The sequence below is a fragment of the Paraburkholderia ginsengiterrae genome, from assembly GCF_001645125.1.
Lineage (GTDB): Bacteria > Pseudomonadota > Gammaproteobacteria > Burkholderiales > Burkholderiaceae > Paraburkholderia > Paraburkholderia ginsengiterrae.
On the sequence record NZ_LXKA01000360.1, the window covers coordinates 230,438 to 251,612 of the forward strand.

Below are 21,175 nucleotides of genomic sequence, written 5' to 3' on the forward strand. Positions count from 1 at the left end.
CAACGCTGGTTCGGGGTGCTTGCGATGTCAAGATACAGTCGACGAAGGAAGACTGCAGCTGGCGGCGAGTACTCGATTTCGCCCTTCGCTCTTTGCCTCATATAGCGCCTTGTCGGCAGCCCGTATAAGCTCCGTAGGCTCACCCGAACCTTGAATCGGGATCCGGGCGACAACACCTGCGCTTATCGTGACGAACCCAGTTGGGTTGCCCGTGTGCTCAATGTCCAACCCCCGAATAGCGTGACGGATGTTGTCTGCGATGACTACGGCGCGAGCGGCATCGGTATTCGGAAGAAGCACTGCAATCTCCTCTCCACCATAGCGGGCGGCAAGATCTCCTGGACGTCCGGCTGTCAGGTCCCTGACGAGACGGCTAATCGTCCGCAGGCATTCATCCCCCGCCGCATGCCCGTAAATGTCGTTGTATTGTTTGAAGCAATCGACATCCAGCATGATCAATGCAAGAGGACTCGCGTGACGCGTGGCACGGCTATATTCGTTATGCAATGTGACATCGAATTGCCGGCGATTCGCGAGCTGTGTCAGGCTGTCCTGCAATGCAAGTTGTTCAAGCGTCCGATTGAGTTGTTCAAGGGAGGCATGGGCACGTGTCAGCTCCGCCTCTGCAGCAGTTCGCAATTCCATCTGCCGGATCAGATGCCAGCCGAACAAACCCACCACGACGACAAGGCAAAGCACGCCGGCAGAATGCCAGATCGTGTCGCGCCACCAATGGTGCAAAATCTCGTCCTTGGACAACGCAGCGGCCACAAAGACCGGGTAGTTTGGGAGGTTGCGGTAATTGTTCAGCCGCGTGACGCCGTCCTGCGCCGATTTGATGAAAGCCGTTCCGGCCGGACCCTTCGTCGTGTAATAGCGGTACAGCTCAGTTTTCCGCATATCTTTACCGATCATTGCGACATCGAACGGTCGACGAACCAGCATCACACCACTATTCAGGACGAGTACAACGGCTCCCGCCTTGCCAATCTGAAGACTATCGTAGAAAGACCTGAAAAAATCGACATCGACGGTCGCCACGACAACACCGCCAAAACTGCCATCCGGTTTATTGATTCTCCTTGAAACGGGAATAACCCACTTTCCACTTGACCGGCTGATTACGGGGACACCAATGTGCGGGCCAGGATCAACGTTATACCGATGAAAAACGAAATATTCGCGATCCGAGTTGTTGAACCGGTTAAGTGGGGTCGACGTAGAATTGACGATCCAGATTCCGTTTTCGTCATAGACAAAAATACCGACAAGCTGGGGAAGCTCCTGTTGGCGCATCACCAGAACGTCGTGCAGTCGTTTAAGCGCGGCTGGGCCGGTTCCGCCATGCTGCACGCGCTCAACGATGCCCAGCAATGCCGTGTCTGCTTCCTTGAACGTGTCGTCGGCCTGCTGAACCATCGCCCGTGAAAGATTCGAGGCGGCGACATCCATTTCGCCCAGATGGACTGACCGGGCGCTCCAACTTCGCCAGCCATCGAGCACGACGAAGCACAGGCAGACGATCGCGACGAAAGCGATCGCTCGCCAGATAATGGGCGGTCGATACGAAATCAAACGGGTCTCCGTGGGCACCTTGCAAGCAACTGGCGGCACAATCTTTTGCAGGAAAAGCCGCCACTGTTGCCAACGTATGCAAGATATATCGGCAGCCACACGCGAATCTTGACATCGGTCTGATTGCACCTGAGTTGACATGAGCGATCGCCGTCAACCCGCCAGTGCGATGCGAATGATCCAGATCAATCGGTCCCACTCCATACGGTGACCTAATTCACTTATGTGAAGACAGCCACGGTGCTCGTGGCACCACGCGGACCGGAGGACATCATGCGAATTCTGATTGCGCTAGGCCGATCTGCGTTAGTGCGGCGCGGCGAACCGATGACCATGGCTCACCAGATGGCTAATATCCGCCGTGCCGCGCTGCAAATCGCCCGGCTTGCCGACGGCAACGAACTGGTTGTCACGCATGGCAACGGCCCCCAGGTCGGCCTGCTGGCCTTGCAGGCCACTGCAGCCACTGGTGTGGCGGGCGCGGCTCCGCTCGATGTGCTCGGCGCCGAGTCGGAGGGCATGATCGGCTATCTGCTCGAGCAGGAACTGGCCAACGCGCTGCCCGCCCAGCGCCAGGCCGCGACACTGCTTACGCGCGTCGAAGTCGACCCCCAGGATCCAGCCTTCCGGCATCCCGCCAAGCCGATCGGCCCGGTTTATACGGAAGCGGAAGCCGAACGTCTGACGAGTCGTACCGACTGGATCTTTGCGCGGGACGGGAACGAATTCCGGCGCGTCGTTGCGTCACCGAAGCCGCAACGCATCATGGCGCTTCAGTCCATTGAATGGCTGCTCGAGCGCAACGTGGTCGTGATTGCTGCCGGCGGCGGGGGAATTCCGGTCAGTGCCGCACACGATCGACAGACGCGCTCCGGCGTGGAGGCCGTGATCGACAAGGATCTGTGCAGCGCCCTGCTGGCCACGGATATGGGTGCCGATCTGCTGCTGATTGCAACCGATGTGGATGCGGTCTATGCCGACTGGCACACGCCGTACGAACGGATACTGAGCCAGGTATCCGCTGCCGGCCTGCGGTCGATGCCCTTCCCCGCCCACTCGATGGGCCCGAAAGTCCAGGCTGCATGCGATTTTGTCACGCGCACCGGCAAGCGCGCGGTGATCGGTTCGATCGATCATATCGAGGCAATGGCAGCTGGAACGACAGGAACTCAGATCACGCTGTAAGCGGCCTGCGGAGGCGCCCCGCGCACCCGCGGTTTCTCCGCCCATGCCGGCGGCCGAACCGTTTCGGCCGCCGCCTGCCGGAGCCGGAGCGCGCTAGATGCCGGGCATCACCGGATACGGCTCGGTGTGATCCTCCACACGCTTGACGCCGGGTATGCTTTGCGCCGCCACACGGACGGCGTCAATGGCTTCCATCGAATGAAAAATGCCCCACAGGTGCACGACTCCACCGGTGACGACGATATTGCGGCCGGCGAAGCTCCACTTACGGCCAGCCAGCTCGCCCATCAGCATCGCACGGATCTCGGCGTCCGGGAGCGTCACATCGGCTGCCGGCTCATCCGGCACGCTGGCGAGTGCCTGCACAAGGTTGGCGCGGCTCACGATGCCCACGAGCTGGCCCGCCTTCGTCACGGGTACGCGTTTGATGCGCCGCGTCTCGAGAATACCGGCCACCTCGGCGAGCGGCGTGTCGGGCTGAACGCTGATCGCGCCAGTGGTCATCACGTCACGCACTTTCGTCGCGTGCGTTTTGATGTAATCCCGCGCTTCATGGCTAGCCGACCAGAATTCGAGCCACGAGGTTCGCGCACGCTCGTCAGTACCGATTTCGCTGCGGCGAAGCAGATCGCCTTCGCTGATCATGCCGGCGATATGGCCGTCGGTGTCCAGCACCGGCGCACCGCTGATGCCGTTATCGACAAAGATTTTTGCAACCTCCCGCACGGTCATGTCGGGGGTGACGGTTATGACATTGCTGGTCATGACATCGGATGCGCGCATGGCGAGTCTCCTTGAAAATTAGGATCCTTGAATTCATGGCTCCGGTGCGTTTCGATAGGTCCGCATCTGGGCACCGGCAAGCCCTCGTGTGGTCTAGATTAGGTGCGCGCCGCGCCCTGTCATTTGACTTGGATCACGCATCCCAACGATGCGTGCCTATCTCACCACCAGATTGTCGACCAGCGCATGAACCCCAGGCGCCGACCATGCCGCACCGCGCACCGCCACGCGTTCCGCCACTGAATCGACGGTACCTGTTAGCGTGACCGTTCCTTCATGCACCTTCACCTCAATATGCTTCGCTTCGCGTTCGGCGTGGCGTTGCAGCGCTTTGCCGATCTGTTCGCCGATATCCTGCGCCGCTGCGTTGCCACCTATCCGGATGAGGTTCGATACCCCCGTCACCCCACGCATCTGTGAAATTGTGTGCGTGGCGACGTGGCTCCGATACGCGCAATCAACCTCGCCGCTCAGTGTCACCCGGCCTTTCTCGACCTGCACCTTCACCGCCTCTTCGCTCAACCCGACTGTCCAGTGCATGATGGAGCGAACAGCATTGGCGATTTCTTCATCTGTTCGCACATCCGAATTCAGCAGGCGGATGTCCATTTCCACGACGACAGCCTTGACACCGGCGACACGCTGCGCCGCTTTCTCTGCCGCGAGCTTTTCCGCAAGACTTGCGGGATGGCCAGATAGCGTCACGACCCGATCGCGCACTTCGACACCGATGTCCGTGATGTTGACCGCCGGATCCCACGCCAGCTCTTCTTCGACCTGCCGTTTCAATTCCATGTCCGATTTCATTGCGTGCTCCTTATGTTTGCGCTCGGACGGTGCCCTCGTCGGCAACTTCAGCGTGACGGGATTCATCGTCGACACCGCCGTTACGGCATTTCGATAATCACCTTCAATGCATGGGAATCCGCGGCCCTTCCGAAAGTCTCATAGGCGTTCAACACGTCCTCGAACTGGAAGCGGTGCGTAATCAGGCTGGCGGGATCAAGCCGGCCGGAGCGCACCGTTTTCAGCAACATGGGCGTGCTGACCGTATCGACGAGGCGCGTCGTAATGGAAATATTCCGATCCCACAGCGACTCGAGGTGCAGGTCAGCCTTCACACCATGCACGCCGACATTGGCGATCACCCCGCCCGGAGCGATCAGCGCCTCGCACAACTCGAACGTTTCAGGCACACCTACAGCCTCGATCGCACAATCCACGCCGACGCCGCCGGTGAGTTTCATCAGGGCCGCCACCGGCTCGCTCATCCGGCTGTCGATGCATGCGGTTGCCCCGAAACGGCTCGCCGCTTCCAGCCGATGCGCATCGCGATCGATCATGATGATCTGGGCCGGCGAGTAAAACTGAGCGGTGAGCAGCGACGCCAGTCCGATCGGACCCGCGCCGACAATCGCCACCGTGCTGCCGGGCTGCACCTTCCCGTTGAGGACCCCGCACTCGAAGCCGGTTGGCAGGATGTCGGACAGCATCACGAGCGCTTCTTCGTCGGCGCCGGCGGGAATCGGGTAAAGACTCGTCTCCGCGTGCGGAATGCGCACGTATTCAGCCTGGGTTCCGTCGATACGGTTGCCGAGAATCCAGCCGCCGGTCGTGCAGTGCGAATACATGCCGCGCCGGCAATACTCGCATTTGCCGCAAGAGGAAATGCACGAGATCAGCACATGATCGCCCTCCTTTAACGAACTGACAGCCGTGCCGACCTGGTGCACGATGCCCACTCCCTCGTGTCCCAAAATGCGGCTGGGCTCGCACGTTGGAACATCGCCCTTCAGAATATGAAGGTCCGTGCCGCAGATCGTGGTGCGAGTCACCTTGACGATAGCGTCGGTGGCGCTGGCGAGTTGCGGCATGGGCCGCTCATCGAGCGACTTCTTGCCAGGGCCGTGATAGACAAGTGCTTTCATCGACAACCTCCGTTGATCAGTCGGGCCTGCCATGAGGCCGGAATCAGGTTTGCGAATTCAGATGTGCGCGATGCCGCGCTCGAGCAGCCGTTCTGCCGCATCGAATGACGCCCGCACTGCGTCATCGGGATCCTCACTCTGGCGATGCTTGAGTGGCATCAGTTCACCCGAGCGCAGGACCAGATCGAGCCGCGCGTCGAACAGGAGATGGCTCGGCATCGCGTCCTGCGCGGCGCTACGCGCACCGGATGTCTCGCTCAACGCCCGCCCATGAACGGCCTCGATCGCAAGATGGCATCCCGAAATGGTTTTGCCGAACCGCTCGAGGCGCACCAGTTGCGCTGCCGCCTCCGACTCGATTTGCGCGGAGCCGGCAAATCCGAGGTAGACGATCTGCATATCGATTCCCATGCTGCCTCCGCCCGTGCAGTTCTATCCTTTGACCATTGCGACAATGAAAGCCGCATTCGGCAGCGAGCCCATGCGGAGATCATCCGCGCTAATCGCGCGCCGGGATTGACCTGCATCAACGGCGCCGCCCGCTGCGACTTTTTTGCCGGATTAATCACGCGGCGCCGCTGAACGATGGCTCCCGATTGATCCAACTCAACGAGCATCCGCGCTGCGCGGGTATGGTCCAGCCCATACGTCCACGGCCATCACCCCTCGGGGACCACCACATGAACGACTCCCGATACCCTGGCACGCTTGCCCAAGAAGATGTCGTAGCGGAACCTGATAGAACACCGTCGAGACGCCAGGGCGCGATACTTGCGCAACTGAAGGAACACCCGCTCGCGCGGGTTGGGCCCGGTCTCATCACCGGCGTCGCCGACGATGACCCAAGCGGCATCGCCACGTATTCGCAGGCCGGCGCGCAATTCGGCCTGAACATGCTGTGGACCATGCCCCTTGCGTTTCCATTGATGGCGGCCGTCCAGTGCATGTGCGCGAATCTGGGCCGCGTGACGGGCAAGGGTCTGGCCGCCAACATCAAGGAGGTGTTTCCGCCGGTCGTTCTGTATGGCGTGGTCGCGCTACTGCTCGTGGCCAACACGCTGAACATCGCCGCCGACGTGGCCGCGATGGGCGAAGTCGCGCAACTTGTCACCGGCGTAAACCGTCACATGATGACCGTATGCTTTGTGTTCGCCACGCTGCTGTTGCAGATCTTCGTGCCGTACCATCGCTACGTCTTTTTTCTGAAGTGGCTGACCGTTTCGCTGCTTGCCTATGCGGCAGTTCTGTTCGTGGTCCATGTACCGTGGGGCGACGTCGTCCTGCGCACGCTCTGGCCGCACTTCACCGTTGACGCGAGCTCGGCGGCGGTCGTGGTCGCCGTGTTCGGCACCACGATCAGCCCATACCTGTTCTTCTGGCAGGCCTCAGAGGAAGTCGAGGACATGCACGCGCATGCCGGCGGTGCCCCGCTCGTGGGCGACCCGCGCGCCGCGCGCGTGGAACTGCGGCGCATCCGCTGGGACACGTGGAGCGGCATGCTCTACTCGGATCTCACCGCCTACTTCATCATCCTCGCGACGGCGGTGACGCTGCATGCCGCCGGCGTGACCGACATCACCACCGCCGCCCAGGCGGCAAGCGCGCTGCGGCCGCTCGCGGGCAACCTGGCCTATCTGCTGTTCGCACTCGGCATACTCGGTGTGGGTTTTATCGGTGTGCCGGTGCTGGCCGGATCAGGCGCCTATGCATTGGCGGAGGCCATGGGATGGCCGGAAGGACTCGAGCAAACGCCGCGCGACGCACGCGGTTTCTACGGCCTGATCGCCGTGAGCGTGCTGGCCGCGCTGGTCATCCAGTATTCGTCGATCAACCCCATGAAAGCGCTGTTCTGGAGTGCGGTTATCAACGGCGTGGTGGCCGTGCCGCTAATGGTGGTCATCCTCCTGCTCGTCTCGAAACGCAGGGTCATGGGCGACTTCACCGCGAGCCGGCCGCTCCTCGTGCTCGGCTCGATCGCGACCGTGGTCATGGGCGCGGCAGCGATCGTGATGCTGTTACCGGTCTGAGCGGAGCGTGAATCAGCAAGTCCATTCGAGCGTCGCGTATTGCGCCAGATGACGTTTCAACGTATTCACGAACAGCAACAGCGATGGGGCCGCCGCACCGCGGTGCACTTCAGCCGCGCGCACCTTGTATTGCGCGACAGGCGCCCGGCCGGCCAGCGCACGCATCTCGTCAAAGGCGGCCTGACTGCCGAAGCCGCCGCAACTGCAAAAGAACGCGACATGTCTGAACTTCAAGCGGTTCTCCTCCAGAGCAAACACAAGGACGCACACGGGCGTCACGGATTTGCTCAGAGCTTAGGCTGCAGCTGGCGGTGGCTCATGACGCAGATCAAGCTCCGTCGTCACGCGCAACGCCGGAGCTGCCGTTGATCTGCATCAATGGGCCTGCGGCGATCGTTTCTAGACTCAAGCTCACGTATCACGTGCCCCTGTCCCCTCCTGGAGCGACCGCCATGAGCTACAAAACTATCGCCGTCCATCTGGACACCAGCGCGAATGCCCATCCGCGATTCGAAATCGCGCTGCGCCTCGCCAAACAGTTCGATGCACATCTGATCGGCGCATTTGCCGTCTTCAGCCCGGACCCGCGCTCGCTCCATGTCATGGCAGGGACTGCGGAGTACTACAGGCAGCACGAAGCAAGGCGTACGGAACGGCGCGCGGCACTGGAACGGCTATTTCACGCCGAACTCCGGCGCGCCGGGGTTCCGGGCGAATGGGTGGCCATCGACGAACCTGCCAGTGTCGCCATCCCTCGCGCAGGCCGCTGCGCCGATCTGATCGTGGCCGGCCAGGACAATCCGGCTGATCCGGAATCCTACGTCGGCGACTTTTTCCCGGAAAACCTGATTCTGTCCAGTGGCCGCCCGATATTGCTGGTGCCGTACGCGAGCAACGAAAGGTCCACGGGCGACCGGGTGCTGGTGGCGTGGGATGGTAGCCGCGAAGCCACGCGGGCCGTGCACGACGCGCTGCCGTTCATGCGCACGGCGAAAAGCACCACGATCCTTGCCGTCAACGGCGAGCATGGAAGTCAACGCACCCGGATACCAGGCGCGGACATCGCCACCGTGATTGCCCGGCACGGCGTGCACGTCCAGGTCACCGACATCGAAACGGGACCGGGTGGCTCGGTCGGCGAGGTGCTGCTCTCGCAGGTGGCCGACGGCGGCGCCGATCTGCTCGTGATGGGCGGCTACGGCCACGCCCGCTGGCGCGAGCTGGTGATGGGCGGTGCCACGCGCACGATTCTGCGCTCGATGACCGTGCCGGTGCTGATGTCGCACTGAGCGCGGAGCCTTCTCTTTCTTTGGGAGTGTTCGCCATGTACAAACGGATTCTGGTTGCCGTTGACGGCAGCGAAACCTCGTCGCGTGCGCTGACCGCCGCCGTTGAACTGGCGCGCGAGTCGGATGCCCGACTGCAGCCGCTGTACGTCGTGGACATGCCGCTGATGTCTTACGATGTACCCGGCTACGACCCATCCTACGTGCGGGACGCGCTCGTGGAGGACGGCCGCCATGTCCTCGCCGACGCTGCCGCGCGAATGGCCAGCAGAGACGTTACGGGCTCGCCTCGCATGGTCGAAACCGATCTGATGAGCGGTGACGACATCGCCCGAAGCATCCAGCTTGCCGCGCGCAAATTTGGCGCCGACGTCGTGGTGATGGGCACGCACGGCCGTCGCGGCGTGCGGCGACTGGTGCTCGGCAGCGTCGCCGAACATTTTCTGCGCATCGCCACCTGTCCGATCTTGCTGATCTCCGCGCATTGCGCATCGTCGGCTACAGACGTTACCCGGTCCTCGAACGAACCGGCCAAGGAACCTTCATGAACTGCAAAACGCTGCTGGTGCACCTCGACGACAGCGCCCATAGCGCCGCCCGGCTCGACTACGCGCTCGTTCTGGCCGCACGCTTCCACGCACATCTGATCGGTCTCTATGCCGTTTGTCAGGAACCGGCAGAGCCGATCTTCCTGCATGGAGAGGCAATCTGGAACGCCGGCTACGAGGCGCAGCGGAACAACAACCGCAAACGTGCAGAAGCGGCCTTTCTCGCCGCGACGGATCGCGCGGCGTGCAACGCCGAATGGCGTGCGCCCGACGGAGCGCCGGCCGCGACGGCGATTCTGCACGCGCGGCATGCCGATCTACTGATTCTCGGCCAGGACGTTCCGGAAGATGGGAGCACATATGGCGCGCGCCACTTCGTCGAGGACATCATCATGGGTTCGGGCCGCCCAGCAATCGTGCTGCCCTATGCTGGACCAGTCCGGCCACAGGTAGAAAACGTGATGATCGCGTGGGACGGCGGCCGGGAAAGCGCGCGAGCCGCGACCGATGCGCTGCCGCTCATCCGCCGAGCCAGGTTCGTCACCATAATGAAAGTTCAGCGTCATCCGCACAATGGCGAGCCGACCGGGATCGACGTGGCCGACTGGCTGGCGCGGCACGGCATCGACGCAAGCTTCACGGCCACACCCAAGGTGCGGGGCGTCGACACGGGCACCATGCTGCTCAATTCGCTGGCCGACCGCCATGTCGATCTGCTCGTGATGGGCGCATATGGTCATGCGCGGGCTCAGGAACGGGTGCTCGGCGGCGTCACCCGTACTATGTTGCAATCGATGATCGTGCCCGTGCTGATGTCGCATTAGGTAGCGGATTGACACCGAACGGGCGCGCTAACGGATTTTGAGCACTGCCGCACCTGTCAGCCGGCCATCACGCAGGTCACGCAGTGCCCGATTGGCATCGGTCAGAGGATAGGTCGTGGTTGCGATCTCGAAGCAGATTTCGTCTGCAATACGCATGAAGGCAAGCCCATCGTCGCGGGTCAGATTCGCGACTGACACCACGCGCCGTTCGCCCCACAAAAACGCATAGGGGAACGACGGAATGTCGCTCATGTGAATCCCGCCGCACACCACCACACCGCCTTTCGCGACCGCTCGCAAGGCTTTCGGAATCAGGGCACCGACGGGTGCGAAAAGCAGCGCCGCGTCGAGCTCGTCAGGCGGAGCATCCTCGCTGCTGCCCGCCCACGCCGCGCCGAGACGCAGCGCGAGTTGCTGGGCGGCGTGGTCTCCTGGCCGTGTAAACGCATACACCGTACGCTGCTGATGACGCGCGACCTGCGCGACGATATGCGCTGCAGCGCCGAATCCGTAGATGCCGATCCGCTGCGCGCTGCCCGCCATGCTCAAGGTGCGATAGCCGATGAGGCCGGCGCATAGCAACGGCGCCGCCTCGATGTCCTTATAGTGCTGCGGCAGATGGAAGCAGTAGCGGCTGTCGGCGACGGTGCGTTCCGCGTAACCGCCGTCAATCGTATAGCCCGTGAAAACGGGCTCGTCGCAGAGATTTTCCCGCGCCGACAGACAGTAGCGGCAATGCCCGCAGGTGTGGCCGACCCATGGCACCCCCACGCGGTCGCCGACGGCGAACCCGGTCACGCCCGAGCCGAGCGCGGCAACCGTGCCGACGATTTCGTGCCCCGGAATCACGGGCTGTTTGGGATGCTCCAGTTCACGATCGACCAGATGAAGATCGGTGCGGCACACACCACATGCGTGAATGTCGATCAGGATTTGCCCGGCTCCAGGTGTCGGATCTGGCAGCACCTGCTCACGCAGCGACGGCGTCTTGCCGTCGAACACCATCGCACGCATAGGATTTTCTCCACGATCCTGCTGTAGCCGCCGACACCCGGTGACATGCGGACGCGATCCAGGCGACACGCGTCTGTCTCCAGAATAGGGGCTAAGCGCGATCCGTCAAATTTGCGCCTCGACGCCACCCGGCATCAACCTCACGTTGTTCACGTCGCGCCTGCCGCATCGCGGACCAGCAGCACGGGACAGGTCGAGCGCCGAAGGAATTGCTCCGCTACGCTGCCCATCGTCATACGCTGGATCCCGCGGCGTCCGTGGGTACCCATCACGACAAGGTCCACGCTATGTCCCTGCACGTAACGCAGCAGGCAGGTAGCGACGTCCTCGCTGATGTTGTCCGTCTCTGCTGTATCGACCTTGCACGCAACGTTGCTCCTGGTTGCCTCCATACGCGCATCCGCCAGGATCCGATCGCCTTCAGTCCGCAATGCCTCGACCATCGAAAACTGGTCGTGGTTGGCCAAATAGGCAAACATCGCAAAACGGTCGAGCACGTACAGCGCCGTCAGGGTGCCGTCAGCCAGCTTCGTCATGCTGATAGCTTCCTTTAGCGCCCTCTTTGATGCGTTGCTGCCATCCAGTGCGACCACGATATCTTTGTACATGACCATTCTCTCAGGTAACCCGCTTACGAATTCGCGCCTGATGGCGTTTCAACCGCATCGTCAGCGCAACGTCCGTTGGAGGTACGCTCGCCGCGTGACAAACAAGGCTAACGGCACTCACGAGCTCATCATCGGCGCCTTCCAGGCCTGTGAATTGATTTGTGTCAATCGCGCACGTACCACCGCTGCCCGGTCCTGCCGAAAATCCGGCGTTTCGCCGCGGCGGCGGCGTATTTGACCGGCATTGATTCAGATCAAACCGCTTATACGTATCGGGACGACTATGCGTTATCTCTCATCGACCACAGACTTCGGCCAGCCGGCCCGTTCGACCGGTGCGCCAGGGGGCGATCTCAACGGCGACGACGCTTTGTCCGCGCGCAATTGCTGCAAATCTGGCGCAGGACTTGCTTAACGTAGTATCGACACAGCCTCGGCAAACGACCGGGGCCGACCCGCAGGAGGAGACAATGCGCGATGAGGTCTATCCCGCCGTAACATCCATCGCGACACGTGAGGCCGGCTGGCTCACGCCGTCGATTCAGAAATCCCACCAACGCTCCGAAACCTTTGGCCTGAGCGCCTCGATGCGGCCGGACTATGATGTGCTGCCGGCCGCCGACCTTGCACTGAAGCTCGAGCAAAGCCGCGTGCTCTGCGCACATGCCACACCGGTCATGGAGACGCTGCACGAGCAGATCGTCAACACGCAAAGCATGATCGTGCTGACCGACGCACAAGGGCTGATCCTTCATTCGATTGGTGACGATGACTTTCTGCGGCGAGCAGAGAAAGTGGCACTACGCCCGGGCGCGAACTGGGCCGAGGACCGTCAAGGCACAAATGCAATCGGCACGGCGCTTGCGGAACAATGCCCGACGGTCGTCCATGGTGAGCAGCACTATCTGACGGCAAACCGCTTTCTAACCTGCTCCAGCGTGCCGATCCTCGATCCGTACGGCGATCTGATCGGCGTACTCGACGTCACCGGCGACCACCGGAGCTATCACCAGCACACCATGGCGCTCGCGAAAATGTCCGTGCAGATGATTGAAAACCATCTGTTTACCAATACCTTTCGCGAGACGTTACAAATCGTCTTTCACGGCCGCCCGGAATTTCTCGGCACCTTGATGGAGGGTATCGTCGCGTTCACCTGCGATGGCCGCTTCCTGTCGGCTAATCGCAGCGCGCAATTTCAGCTGGGCCTGCCGCTCGCCGGCCTGCGCGCGCACACGCTGTCATCGCTCTTCGGTCTGACTAGCGCGCAACTGATTGACCATCTTCGAGTCAGCCGGGACCGGCATCTGTCACTGAACCTGAACAACGGCTCGGTGGTCTGCGCGCACGTCGAGTTCCGGCGCGCCACCTACGCCGATGACGGCCGGCCGCCGCAGGAGCGTCGAGAATATCGCGCGACACACAGCGCGGAGCAACCGGCGCCCGCCGCGCTGTCGAAACTCGGCTACCTGGATACCGGCGACCCGCAGATCAGCGCCGTGATCGGCAAAATCCGCAAAGTGATCGGCAAGGACATTCCGATCCTGATTACCGGCGAGACAGGTACCGGCAAGGAACTGCTCGCCCAGGCGATCCACAACGACTCCCCGCGGCGCTCCGGTGCGTTCGTCGCGGTCAATTGCGCGTCGATCCCGGAAACGCTGATCGAATCCGAACTGTTCGGCTATGAGGAAGGCGCGTTCACCGGCGCGCGGCGCAAAGGTGCCACCGGAAAATTGCTGCAGGCCAACGGCGGCACGCTGTTTCTCGACGAAATTGGCGACATGCCCTATCCGCTGCAAGTACGGCTGCTGCGCGTGCTGCAAGAGCGGCTGGTCAATCCGCTCGGTTCGTCAAAGTCGACTCCGGTCGATATCGCCATTATTTGCGCGACCCACCGGGACCTGCGCGACATGATCGCGCAGAACCGGTTCCGCGAAGACCTGTATTACCGCCTGAACGGCATGGTGGTCAAATTACCGCCGCTGCGCGAACGTACGGATCTGTCCGCGGTGATCCAGAAGATGCTGCAATGCGCGTCGTCCGAAAACGCCGACGGGCAACGCCTAAGCGTCGCCGAAGACGTGATGGCCTTGTTCGAGCAGTGCGCGTGGCCAGGCAACTTTCGTCAGCTCGGCAATCTTCTGCGCACAGCGGCCGCCATGGTCGATGCGGATGGCGAGATCCGTCGCGAGCACTTACCCGACGACTTCTTTGATGGCCTACGCACTATCACCGCAGCGCCCGTGGGTTCCCATGACGCATTGCAGCTCCCAACTGGCCGCCTGGAGGATGTCGCCGTCAGCGTCATCGTCAAGGCTGTGGCGCAGCATGGCGGCAACGTGTCGGCCGCCGCCCGTGCGCTTGGGGTCTCACGTAATACGATATATCGCAAACTACCGGCGCAGGGTGTGAGCAACGCCGAAAACGCAACCTGACCCACTGTGACACGAGTGCTCCAATTTGCAACAACGGTGTACTCGAACTGAACAGTGCGTTGCAGGTTTCGCCGCTACATACAGCCAGATTCTGTGCAACAAGCCTTGGATCCATTCACAACACCACATCCGTTCGGCATGCGAAGCATGTGTTGGAACCCGCATGCCTACGGAGCACGAATTGACAGGTCCGGCACAGACTTTGCATTCGATTGATACGACCGCTTTCTCAATGCGGTTTCTCAATCACATGTCGTATTCAAGGAGACAACCATGCAATGGACTACACCGGCTTATTCCGATCTGCGTTTCGGTTTTGAAATCACGATGTATATCGCCAATCGCTGAAGCAACGATGAAACGCCGCACGCCTCTCATAGTGAGGGTGCGTGACGGCGCCCGGAGCATCGCTCATGAAGATCAAGATTCTTGGTTCAGGCGCAGGCGGCGGATTGCCCCAATGGAACTGCAACTGCACGAACTGCAACCGGGCCCGCTATCAGACCGGAGACGTGCTGCCGCGTACCCAGTCGTCGATTGCAGTGAGCGATGACGGCATTGACTGGATTCTGATCAACGCCTCGCCGGACCTGCTCGCCCAATTGCGAGCGAATCCGGAACTGCAGCCCGGCCGCTCGATCCGCGATAGCGCCATCGCCGCGGTGGTTTTGATCGACGCTCAGATCGATCACGTCACTGGTCTGCTGATGCTGCGCGAACGCACTGCGCCCTTGCCGCTGTATGCATGTGCGCCCGTGTTCGACGATCTTTCGACCGGGTTGCCGCTCGTGCCGCTGCTCGAACACTACTGCGGTGTCGAGCGTCATGAGATCGCGCTCAACCAGACGTTCACGGTCGCACCGGTGGAAGGCATCCGCTTCACCGCATTGCCGATCGAGAGCAAGGCACCACCCTATTCCCCACGTCGCATGGACGCCGCACCCGGCGACAACATCGCATTACTGATCGAAGACCTTGCCAGCGGCGCGCGTGTATTCTATGCGCCCGGTCTCGCGAATGCACCGGAGCCCGTGGTCGCTGCGATGCGCTCCGCGCAACTCGTGCTGGTTGATGGCACGTTCTGGTCGGCCACGGAGATGATCGATCTGGGCCTGTCCACTCATCTTGCGGCCGACATGGGTCATCTTGCGCAGTGCGGCCACCGTGGTCAGCCAGGGATGGTCCAACTGCTCGATGCGTTGCCCAACGCGACACGCAAGGTGCTGATTCACATCAACAACACCAATCCGATTCTCGACCCGCACTCCGCCGAATACGCCGTGATACGCGCACGCGGTATCGAAGTGGCACGCGACGGAATGCAATTCCAGGTATAGCCATGAACGCCCCCCTGCCTGCCGCGGTTACGCACGCCGCCCCCTGGCCGCCCGCCGAATTCGAGGCACGCCTGCGTGCGCTCGGCGCGCACTATCATATTCATCACCCGTTCAACGTGCTGATGAATAGCGGCCGATGCTCGCCGCAGCAGATTCGCGGCTGGGTCGCCAACCGCTTCTATTACCAGATCAACATCCCGCTCAAGGATGCCGCGATCCTGTCCAATTGCGAGGACCGGCAGACGCGGCGCCTCTGGATTGAGCGGCTGCACGATCACGATGGCTACGGCGACAATCCAGGCGGAATCGAAGCATGGGCACACCTCGCAGACGCTGTCGGCATTGAGCGCAACGCATTGTGGTCGCTCGAGCATGTGCTGCCCGGCGTGCGCTTCGCCGTCGACGCCTATGTCAATTTTGCGCGCCGTGCGCCGTGGCAGGAAGCGGTCTGCTCTTCGCTTACGGAAATGTTCGCGCCGCAGATCCACCGCGACCGGCTGGCCGGCTGGCCGGACCTGTACCCGTGGATCGATGCGCAAGGATTGCAGTACTTTCGCAGTCGCATTCCGCTTGCACAGCGCGACGTCGAACACGGACTCGCCGTTACGCTCAGCCACTTCAGGACACCCGACGCGCAACGGCGCGCCCTCGACATCCTGCGCTTCAAGCTCGACATTCTGTGGTCGATGCTCGACGCGATTGAAAAGGCGTACCCCGCATGAACGCCCCTCGCCACGATCACCACGCCAGTGCGCGGCCGCACCTGCGAATGATGTTCCGCCTGCAGTGGGAAACCGCTCAGGATGCCTATGTCTTGCTCTACCCGGAAGGCATGGTCAAACTCAATCCGAGTGCTGGCGAGATTCTCGCGCGCTGCGACGGAACCCGGGAAATGGACGACATCATCGAGGAATTGGAAGACCTGTTCAACACGTCGGATCTGGCCGCCGATGTGTATCGCTTCATCGATCATGCGCGGCAACGCGGCTGGCTGGATTGACATGAGCACGACCACCTCCCCCCTGGACCAGCGAGCGTCTCCGCCCCTGTGGCTGCTGACGGAACTCACGTATCGCTGCCCACTGCACTGCGCGTTCTGCTACAACCCCGTCGACTTCGCCAGCCATGGCGCTGAACTCGATACGGACACCTGGCGCGACGTGATCACGCAGGCGCGCGGCCTGGGCGCTGCACAAATTGGTTTCTCAGGCGGCGAACCGCTGGTGCGCGATGACCTGGAAACGCTGGTCGCGCATGCCCGTGGACTCGGTTTCTACACGAATCTGATTACCTCGGGCGTCGGACTTAACGAGCAGCGCATCGCCGCGCTGAAAGAGGCGGGCCTCGATCATATCCAGCTCTCGTTCCAGGACTCGACGCGCGAGCTGAACGATTTCGTCTCCAGCACGAAGACCTTCGACCTGAAACACCGTGTCGCGCGCCTCATCAAGGCTCACGGCTACCCCATGGTCCTCAACTGCGTGCTGCATCGCTATAACCTGCCCCATGTCGCGCAGATCATCGACATGGCGCTGGAAATGGGGGCTGACTACCTCGAACTGGCAAACACACAGTACTACGGCTGGGCGATGCTCAACCGTGAACAGTTGATGCCGACCTCAGAGCAACTGCAGGAGGCCGAGGCGATGGTCAACCGGTACCGCGAGCGCGTCGGCGATCGCTGTCGCATCCTGTTCGTGGTCCCCGACTACTTCGAATCGCGCCCCAAGGCCTGCATGAACGGCTGGGGTTCGGTATTTCTTGGCATCGCGCCGGATGGAACCGCGCTGCCATGCCATGCGGCGCGCTCGCTGCCGGGTCTGAGCCTGCCCCGTGTGCAGGACACTGCGTTGGCAGATATCTGGTACCACAGCCATGCGTTCAATGCTTTTCGCGGCGATGACTGGATGCGCGAACCCTGCCGGAGTTGCGACGAACGTGGGGCCGATCACGGAGGTTGTCGCTGTCAGGCGTATCTGTTAACCGGAGACGCCGCGGCCGCCGATCCGGTGTGTGCAAAATCGGCTCATCACGAACAGATCGAACAGGTGGTGACGCTGGCCCGGCGGCCTGCCCGTGACGGCGCGTGTGACACCCAGGCGCAGCCGCTGATTTTCCGCAGCAGAGAGAACTCGCTGCGTTTGGGGTGATCCCTGAATCTTGCGTGAGACGGGGTGAGATGGCGGGTTCGACCGAAAAAACCCGGCGATTCTCCTGAATAACGGAGAATCGCCGGGCAGTTTTTTTTAACGCGCGTAAATCGGGACTATTGCGAAGGGCCCGCGTTGAGCGGCGTCTTCGAAGCCTTGGCGTTGTCGTCCGTCAGCTTGGTAGAGCCAGCGCTATAGCCGTTCGAATACAGCAGAAAGGCCATGATGTCGGCATACTCCTGGGGTTTCATCTTGCCAGGGCGGTCAGCGGGCATATTGTTCGTCATGTACCCGTACACCCCGCCGATGGTCAGCTTGGCGTTTGCCGCCGGCGCAAACGCCGGACCGCGCAACGCGGGCGCATTCAATCCTTGCAGGTTGGGCCCGTGGCATTTCGCGCACGCGCCCGAGTACAGGGTCTTGCCGTGCGCCACCTGTGCGCTGTCGAATCCCGGGGCGTCGGCTGCGGTGCTCGCATCGACCTTGATGATGCGCCCTTGCTCAGCCCCGTGACCGGCTGCTAACGTCATACTCCATGCCGCATAGTCGCTGCGAGCGGGGCCGTCGCGATAGGCAAACGTAGCCGCCGCGGCTTGGGCTGTCTGCGCCGTCTCAGGAAGTGTCCACTTACGCGTCAACGCCGCCAGCCGCCCATCGGACGCCATCTTCTCCAGCGCGGCATCGACGCGCGGCTGCAGCGCCGCGCCGTTCTTCCCGAACGCGAACACCAGTTGCCAGTCGGCATACGGCGAGGCGGCGCCCGCAATCCGGAAGTGCTGCCCGGGGTGCGTGATCGAATACGCCACGACCGCCGGGTACCAGACGATTGCACGGTGTGCGTGTCCGCTCGCCACGGCGTCGACCGTGAGTGCCGCCGTGTTCTCCAGGTCGAGTCTCACGTTGGGCTGCTGCACGGCGATCAGTTGCGCAGGGCTTGCATAGGTTGCCGCAACGACTTCCGCGCCGCCAGTCGGCGCGGACGATTCGCGCGTGGTGACGCTAACATAGCCAGAGCGCAGATAGCCACGCGAAAACGTCATCCTGGCGCCGGCGCCATCAGCGACGCTCGAGCGAGGAAAGCCGGCGATCACGTCGCATTTTCGCGCTAGCGCCTTGTTGAGTTCTTTCAGCGAAACGCCATCGTCGTCACTACCGTCGAATCCCCCAGGGGCAAGCGACAGCGCAATACCTGCGGTACGAAGCGCTTCGCGCGCGACCGCTTCGTCGAGCGCAACGGATGGGCTGCCGGGAAATGTGCAAACACGTACGCCCGCAGCCGCGCTGGCAGGTTCCGGTATGAGTGTGCCGGTGGCCAGCAGAACACTGGCAAGGGCAAGGCAGTTAAGTCGGGTATTCATGATCTCGCTTCCGGAAAAGGCCGGGCCGCCACGGCAGGCTGGCTACATCCATGCAGGTATCGCCAGATTGTCGTGGCGGTCACGTGAACATCAGCCGTGGTGGTTGAGTGCAAACACATACAACGTGCCACCGCGTGGCACCTTCTCCGCCGCCTTCGCCATCGGCCCACCCCAGATCGGGTTCGCGCCGCCGTAACCCGCGAGAATGGCGACGTACTCCTGACCGTTGACCTCGAATACGGACGGTTGCGCGACAACCCCGCTCGCCAGTTTCGGGCTTTGCCACAGCACCTTGCCGGTCGCTTCGTCGAATGCATACAGGTGACCGTCGAGCGAGCCACTGAAGGCGAGCCCCCCGGCCGTGGTCGCTACGCCACCATTCCACGGCAGCTTGCTCCAGTGACTCCAGATTTTCTTGCCGGTGTCGACATTGATCGCCTGCAGCTCGCCATAACCCTTGCTGCCAGGTTCCGGCTTGATCTCGAAGCCTTCGCCGAGATACGGCAACCCCTCCATATAGTTAACCGATTTGCCGGACAGCGACATGCACGCATGCAAAGCCGGAACGACCGCAATATGCTTGTCAGGGTCGTACGAGACCGACCACCAGTTCTTGCCGCCAAGGAAGCTCGGACAGGTTTCGATTGTCGTGCCGGCCTTGGGATACTTCGACGCATCCTGGATTGGCACGCCGTCCGGCGTATAGCCGGTCACCGACGTTGCCGTCACGAACGGTTTCGCATAAATCAGCTTGCCGGTGCTGCGGTCGATTGCGTGAAAAAAGCCATTGCGGTCCGCGTGGATGATCGCGTCATAGTCCTTGTTCTCATACTTGATCGTGGCAAGCACCGGTGTGTTGACACCGTCGTAATCCCACGTGTCGTGTTTCGTGTACTGGTAATGCCACTTGAGATCGCCAGTTTTCGGATCGAGCGCGAGCAGCGAGTCGGAGTACAGGTTGTCACCCGGCCGCAGATCGGCGAGCCAGGGGCCCGGATTGCCGACACCCCAGTAGAGTGTTTTCGATGCGGCGTCATAGGTGCCTGTCAGCCAGGCCGGGGCGCCTCCATGATCCTGCATTCCGTTCGGCCACGTGTCGCCGCCCTTTTCGCCTGCCGCCGGCACCGTGAAGCGCTTCCACAGCACGTTGCCGTTATCGGGATTCAATGCCGCAATAAAACCGCGCGCGCCGTATTCGCCACCGGCGCTGCCCACCACCAATGCGCCGTCGAGCGCGAGTGGCGCCAGCGAGAACGCGTAACCTAGTCCCGGTTCGAACATCTGCTTGCGCCAGACAAGCGTGCCGGTTTGCGCATCCAGCGCGACGACGTCGCCGCTCAACATCGCGACGTAGACATTCTTGCCATACAACGCGACACCACGGTTGATCACGTCGCAACACGCCGTCTTGAACGACTCCGCGCCGAGCTTGGGTTCGAACTTCCAGAGTTGCTTGCCGGTCACGGCGTCGAATGCGTATACGTTGTCCTTCGGCGTGGTCACGAAGAGAAAACGGCCATTGATGATTGGCGTGGCCTCGAATCCCTGCTGCAGATCCGCCGGAAATTTGTAGCTCCAGACCTGCTTGAGATCCTTGACGTTGGCTGCGTCGATCTGTTTGAGCGGCGAATGCGCCTGGCCGTTATAGGTGCGGTAATACGTGAGCCAGCCGGGATCGCTTTGCGCGGCTGTCAAACGCTCATAGGTGACCGCTGGATAGACATCGGCCGCTGCTGCCGACGCGAATACCACACTGACGGCGGCGGCCACGCTCATTGCAAGCGCCGTGGGCCGCTTCGCCGAAGCTAAACGTGCTTTCATCCTTGTCTCCTGTTGAATTGTCGACGCGAGGCCGTGCGGCGGCGCCATCGTCTGGTGATCGCAGACTGCCTGCGGACCATTCAAGGCAAGTCGCGTGCCACTGACCGCAGAGTTGCCGCGAGCCATGATGGCTCGCGAAAAGCCGGTGCGGCGTGACGGTGACACGGCCGCCGCGGTACGCGAGCAGCGTTGCAGGTTGGCGCAGTAAGGCGGTCATGTGTTGCTAAAAGTGACAGTCGCCACCGTCGTGGTTCGAACGGTGCACAGGACTACTCCATACGTCACCATGCTCA

Annotated in this window: 21 protein-coding genes; 11 read left to right on the forward strand and 10 right to left on the reverse strand. The window is 61.8% G+C overall.

All coding sequences use genetic code 11. The features are described 5' to 3' along the window. Positions 1-27: 27 nt before the first annotated feature. A complete protein-coding gene (locus A6V37_RS33595) occupies positions 28-1,575 on the reverse strand; it encodes a sensor domain-containing diguanylate cyclase (protein ID WP_341845768.1) in 1,548 nt (515 codons plus the stop codon). A 273-nt stretch (positions 1,576-1,848) separates the two neighbouring features. Between A6V37_RS33595 and arcC the strand changes: the two genes are divergently transcribed. Further along, on the forward strand, positions 1,849-2,760 hold the full coding sequence (gene arcC, locus A6V37_RS33600; RefSeq protein ID WP_064286792.1) for a carbamate kinase: 912 nt from the start codon (positions 1,849-1,851) through the stop codon (positions 2,758-2,760). A gap of 93 nt (positions 2,761-2,853) precedes the next feature. Here the strand turns inward: arcC and A6V37_RS33605 are convergent, their stop codons facing one another. The 4 genes from A6V37_RS33605 to A6V37_RS33620 all read right to left on the reverse strand — a co-directional run bounded on the left by A6V37_RS33605 (position 2,854) and on the right by A6V37_RS33620 (position 5,882). After that, positions 2,854-3,543 (reverse strand): CBS domain-containing protein, encoded by a 690-nt coding sequence (locus tag A6V37_RS33605; protein ID WP_064267952.1) that lies wholly within the window; start codon positions 3,541-3,543, stop codon positions 2,854-2,856. 156 nt (positions 3,544-3,699) lie between these two features. After that, the gene (locus tag A6V37_RS33610) at positions 3,700-4,350 is read right to left on the reverse strand and encodes a BON domain-containing protein (protein ID WP_064267954.1); all 651 of its coding nucleotides are present in this window, start codon (positions 4,348-4,350) and stop codon (positions 3,700-3,702) included. Positions 4,351-4,430: 80 nt separating this feature from the next. Continuing rightward, the gene (locus A6V37_RS33615; protein ID WP_064267956.1) at positions 4,431-5,471 is read right to left on the reverse strand and encodes a zinc-dependent alcohol dehydrogenase family protein; all 1,041 of its coding nucleotides are present in this window, start codon (positions 5,469-5,471) and stop codon (positions 4,431-4,433) included. Positions 5,472-5,528: 57 nt separating this feature from the next. Further along, a complete protein-coding gene (locus tag A6V37_RS33620) occupies positions 5,529-5,882 on the reverse strand; it encodes a hypothetical protein (protein ID WP_064267958.1) in 354 nt (117 codons plus the stop codon). 269 nt (positions 5,883-6,151) lie between these two features. On the opposite strand from A6V37_RS33620, the gene A6V37_RS33625 reads away from it, so the two are divergent. After that, complete coding sequence (locus tag A6V37_RS33625) at positions 6,152-7,498, forward strand: NRAMP family divalent metal transporter (RefSeq protein WP_082902708.1); 1,347 nt, start codon at positions 6,152-6,154, stop codon at positions 7,496-7,498. Positions 7,499-7,510: 12 nt separating this feature from the next. On the opposite strand, the gene A6V37_RS33630 is transcribed toward A6V37_RS33625, so the two are convergent. Next, positions 7,511-7,732 carry a hypothetical protein gene (locus tag A6V37_RS33630; RefSeq protein WP_242665802.1) on the reverse strand — a complete coding sequence of 74 codons (222 nt, stop codon included), beginning with the start codon at positions 7,730-7,732 and terminating at the stop codon, positions 7,511-7,513. 218 nt (positions 7,733-7,950) lie between these two features. Between A6V37_RS33630 and A6V37_RS33635 the strand changes: the two genes are divergently transcribed. From A6V37_RS33635 to A6V37_RS33645, 3 genes are read left to right on the forward strand one after another with little or no spacing between them, the layout of a single operon-like run. Further along, on the forward strand, positions 7,951-8,787 hold the full coding sequence (locus A6V37_RS33635) for a universal stress protein (protein WP_064267959.1): 837 nt from the start codon (positions 7,951-7,953) through the stop codon (positions 8,785-8,787). Positions 8,788-8,822: 35 nt separating this feature from the next. Next, on the forward strand, positions 8,823-9,332 hold the full coding sequence (locus A6V37_RS33640; RefSeq protein ID WP_064286793.1) for a universal stress protein: 510 nt from the start codon (positions 8,823-8,825) through the stop codon (positions 9,330-9,332). Continuing rightward, the gene (locus A6V37_RS33645) at positions 9,329-10,156 is read left to right on the forward strand and encodes a universal stress protein (RefSeq protein ID WP_064286794.1); all 828 of its coding nucleotides are present in this window, start codon (positions 9,329-9,331) and stop codon (positions 10,154-10,156) included. The genes A6V37_RS33640 and A6V37_RS33645 overlap by 4 nt, the downstream gene beginning before the upstream one ends. Positions 10,157-10,183: 27 nt before the next feature. Here A6V37_RS33645 and A6V37_RS33650 read toward each other — a convergent pair whose 3' ends face one another. Beyond that, positions 10,184-11,170, reverse strand: a complete 987-nt coding sequence (locus A6V37_RS33650) for a zinc-dependent alcohol dehydrogenase family protein (RefSeq protein ID WP_064267962.1) — start codon at positions 11,168-11,170, stop codon at positions 10,184-10,186. A gap of 149 nt (positions 11,171-11,319) precedes the next feature. Continuing rightward, on the reverse strand, positions 11,320-11,784 hold the full coding sequence (locus A6V37_RS33655; RefSeq protein ID WP_341845769.1) for a universal stress protein: 465 nt from the start codon (positions 11,782-11,784) through the stop codon (positions 11,320-11,322). 464 nt (positions 11,785-12,248) lie between these two features. Between A6V37_RS33655 and A6V37_RS33660 the strand changes: the two genes are divergently transcribed. The 6 genes from A6V37_RS33660 to pqqE all read left to right on the forward strand — a co-directional run bounded on the left by A6V37_RS33660 (position 12,249) and on the right by pqqE (position 17,703). Next, positions 12,249-14,216, forward strand: coding sequence for a sigma-54-dependent Fis family transcriptional regulator (locus tag A6V37_RS33660; RefSeq protein ID WP_064267963.1), 1,968 nt, complete (start codon positions 12,249-12,251; stop codon positions 14,214-14,216). Between the two features lie 273 nt (positions 14,217-14,489). Beyond that, positions 14,490-14,564, forward strand: coding sequence for a pyrroloquinoline quinone precursor peptide PqqA (pqqA, locus tag A6V37_RS39650; RefSeq protein WP_007178434.1), 75 nt, complete (start codon positions 14,490-14,492; stop codon positions 14,562-14,564). A 65-nt stretch (positions 14,565-14,629) separates the two neighbouring features. Continuing rightward, positions 14,630-15,553 carry a pyrroloquinoline quinone biosynthesis protein PqqB gene (gene pqqB / locus A6V37_RS33665; protein ID WP_064267964.1) on the forward strand — a complete coding sequence of 308 codons (924 nt, stop codon included), beginning with the start codon at positions 14,630-14,632 and terminating at the stop codon, positions 15,551-15,553. 2 nt (positions 15,554-15,555) lie between these two features. Continuing rightward, entirely contained in the window at positions 15,556-16,275 is a 720-nt protein-coding gene (gene pqqC / locus A6V37_RS33670) for a pyrroloquinoline-quinone synthase PqqC (RefSeq protein WP_064267965.1), read from the forward strand. Beyond that, positions 16,272-16,553: a pyrroloquinoline quinone biosynthesis peptide chaperone PqqD gene (pqqD, locus tag A6V37_RS33675; protein WP_064267966.1), complete on the forward strand. Its 282-nt coding sequence runs from the start codon at positions 16,272-16,274 to the stop codon at positions 16,551-16,553. The genes pqqC and pqqD overlap by 4 nt, the downstream gene beginning before the upstream one ends. Next, entirely contained in the window at positions 16,525-17,703 is a 1,179-nt protein-coding gene (gene pqqE, locus A6V37_RS33680) for a pyrroloquinoline quinone biosynthesis protein PqqE (protein WP_423213120.1), read from the forward strand. The genes pqqD and pqqE overlap by 29 nt, the downstream gene beginning before the upstream one ends. Before the next feature lie 116 nt (positions 17,704-17,819). Here pqqE and A6V37_RS33685 read toward each other — a convergent pair whose 3' ends face one another. Further along, positions 17,820-19,061 carry a c-type cytochrome gene (locus A6V37_RS33685; RefSeq protein ID WP_064267967.1) on the reverse strand — a complete coding sequence of 414 codons (1,242 nt, stop codon included), beginning with the start codon at positions 19,059-19,061 and terminating at the stop codon, positions 17,820-17,822. Positions 19,062-19,151: 90 nt separating this feature from the next. Then, positions 19,152-20,882 carry a methanol/ethanol family PQQ-dependent dehydrogenase gene (locus A6V37_RS33690; protein WP_064286795.1) on the reverse strand — a complete coding sequence of 577 codons (1,731 nt, stop codon included), beginning with the start codon at positions 20,880-20,882 and terminating at the stop codon, positions 19,152-19,154. Positions 20,883-21,175 lie beyond the last annotated feature (293 nt).

What these genes read in the sequence shown, in the direction of transcription:
- arcC (WP_064286792.1), top strand. Translation starts at nt 1,849, where the DNA reads ATGCGAATTCTGATTGCGCTAGGCCGATCTGCGTTAGTGCGGCGCGGC.
- A6V37_RS33605 (WP_064267952.1), bottom strand. Translation starts at nt 3,543, where the DNA reads ATGCGCGCATCCGATGTCATGACCAGCAATGTCATAACCGTCACCCCC.
- A6V37_RS33610 (WP_064267954.1), bottom strand. Translation starts at nt 4,350, where the DNA reads ATGAAATCGGACATGGAATTGAAACGGCAGGTCGAAGAAGAGCTGGCG.
- A6V37_RS33615 (WP_064267956.1), bottom strand. Translation starts at nt 5,471, where the DNA reads ATGAAAGCACTTGTCTATCACGGCCCTGGCAAGAAGTCGCTCGATGAG.
- A6V37_RS33620 (WP_064267958.1), bottom strand. Translation starts at nt 5,882, where the DNA reads ATGGGAATCGATATGCAGATCGTCTACCTCGGATTTGCCGGCTCCGCG.
- A6V37_RS33625 (WP_082902708.1), top strand. Translation starts at nt 6,152, where the DNA reads ATGAACGACTCCCGATACCCTGGCACGCTTGCCCAAGAAGATGTCGTA.
- A6V37_RS33635 (WP_064267959.1), top strand. Translation starts at nt 7,951, where the DNA reads ATGAGCTACAAAACTATCGCCGTCCATCTGGACACCAGCGCGAATGCC.
- A6V37_RS33640 (WP_064286793.1), top strand. Translation starts at nt 8,823, where the DNA reads ATGTACAAACGGATTCTGGTTGCCGTTGACGGCAGCGAAACCTCGTCG.
- A6V37_RS33645 (WP_064286794.1), top strand. Translation starts at nt 9,329, where the DNA reads ATGAACTGCAAAACGCTGCTGGTGCACCTCGACGACAGCGCCCATAGC.
- A6V37_RS33650 (WP_064267962.1), bottom strand. Translation starts at nt 11,170, where the DNA reads ATGCGTGCGATGGTGTTCGACGGCAAGACGCCGTCGCTGCGTGAGCAG.
- A6V37_RS33655 (WP_341845769.1), bottom strand. Translation starts at nt 11,784, where the DNA reads ATGGTCATGTACAAAGATATCGTGGTCGCACTGGATGGCAGCAACGCA.
- A6V37_RS33660 (WP_064267963.1), top strand. Translation starts at nt 12,249, where the DNA reads ATGCGCGATGAGGTCTATCCCGCCGTAACATCCATCGCGACACGTGAG.
- pqqB (WP_064267964.1), top strand. Translation starts at nt 14,630, where the DNA reads ATGAAGATCAAGATTCTTGGTTCAGGCGCAGGCGGCGGATTGCCCCAA.
- pqqC (WP_064267965.1), top strand. Translation starts at nt 15,556, where the DNA reads ATGAACGCCCCCCTGCCTGCCGCGGTTACGCACGCCGCCCCCTGGCCG.
- pqqD (WP_064267966.1), top strand. Translation starts at nt 16,272, where the DNA reads ATGAACGCCCCTCGCCACGATCACCACGCCAGTGCGCGGCCGCACCTG.
- pqqE (WP_423213120.1), top strand. Translation starts at nt 16,525, where the DNA reads ATGCGCGGCAACGCGGCTGGCTGGATTGACATGAGCACGACCACCTCC.
- A6V37_RS33685 (WP_064267967.1), bottom strand. Translation starts at nt 19,061, where the DNA reads ATGAATACCCGACTTAACTGCCTTGCCCTTGCCAGTGTTCTGCTGGCC.
- A6V37_RS33690 (WP_064286795.1), bottom strand. Translation starts at nt 20,882, where the DNA reads ATGAAAGCACGTTTAGCTTCGGCGAAGCGGCCCACGGCGCTTGCAATG.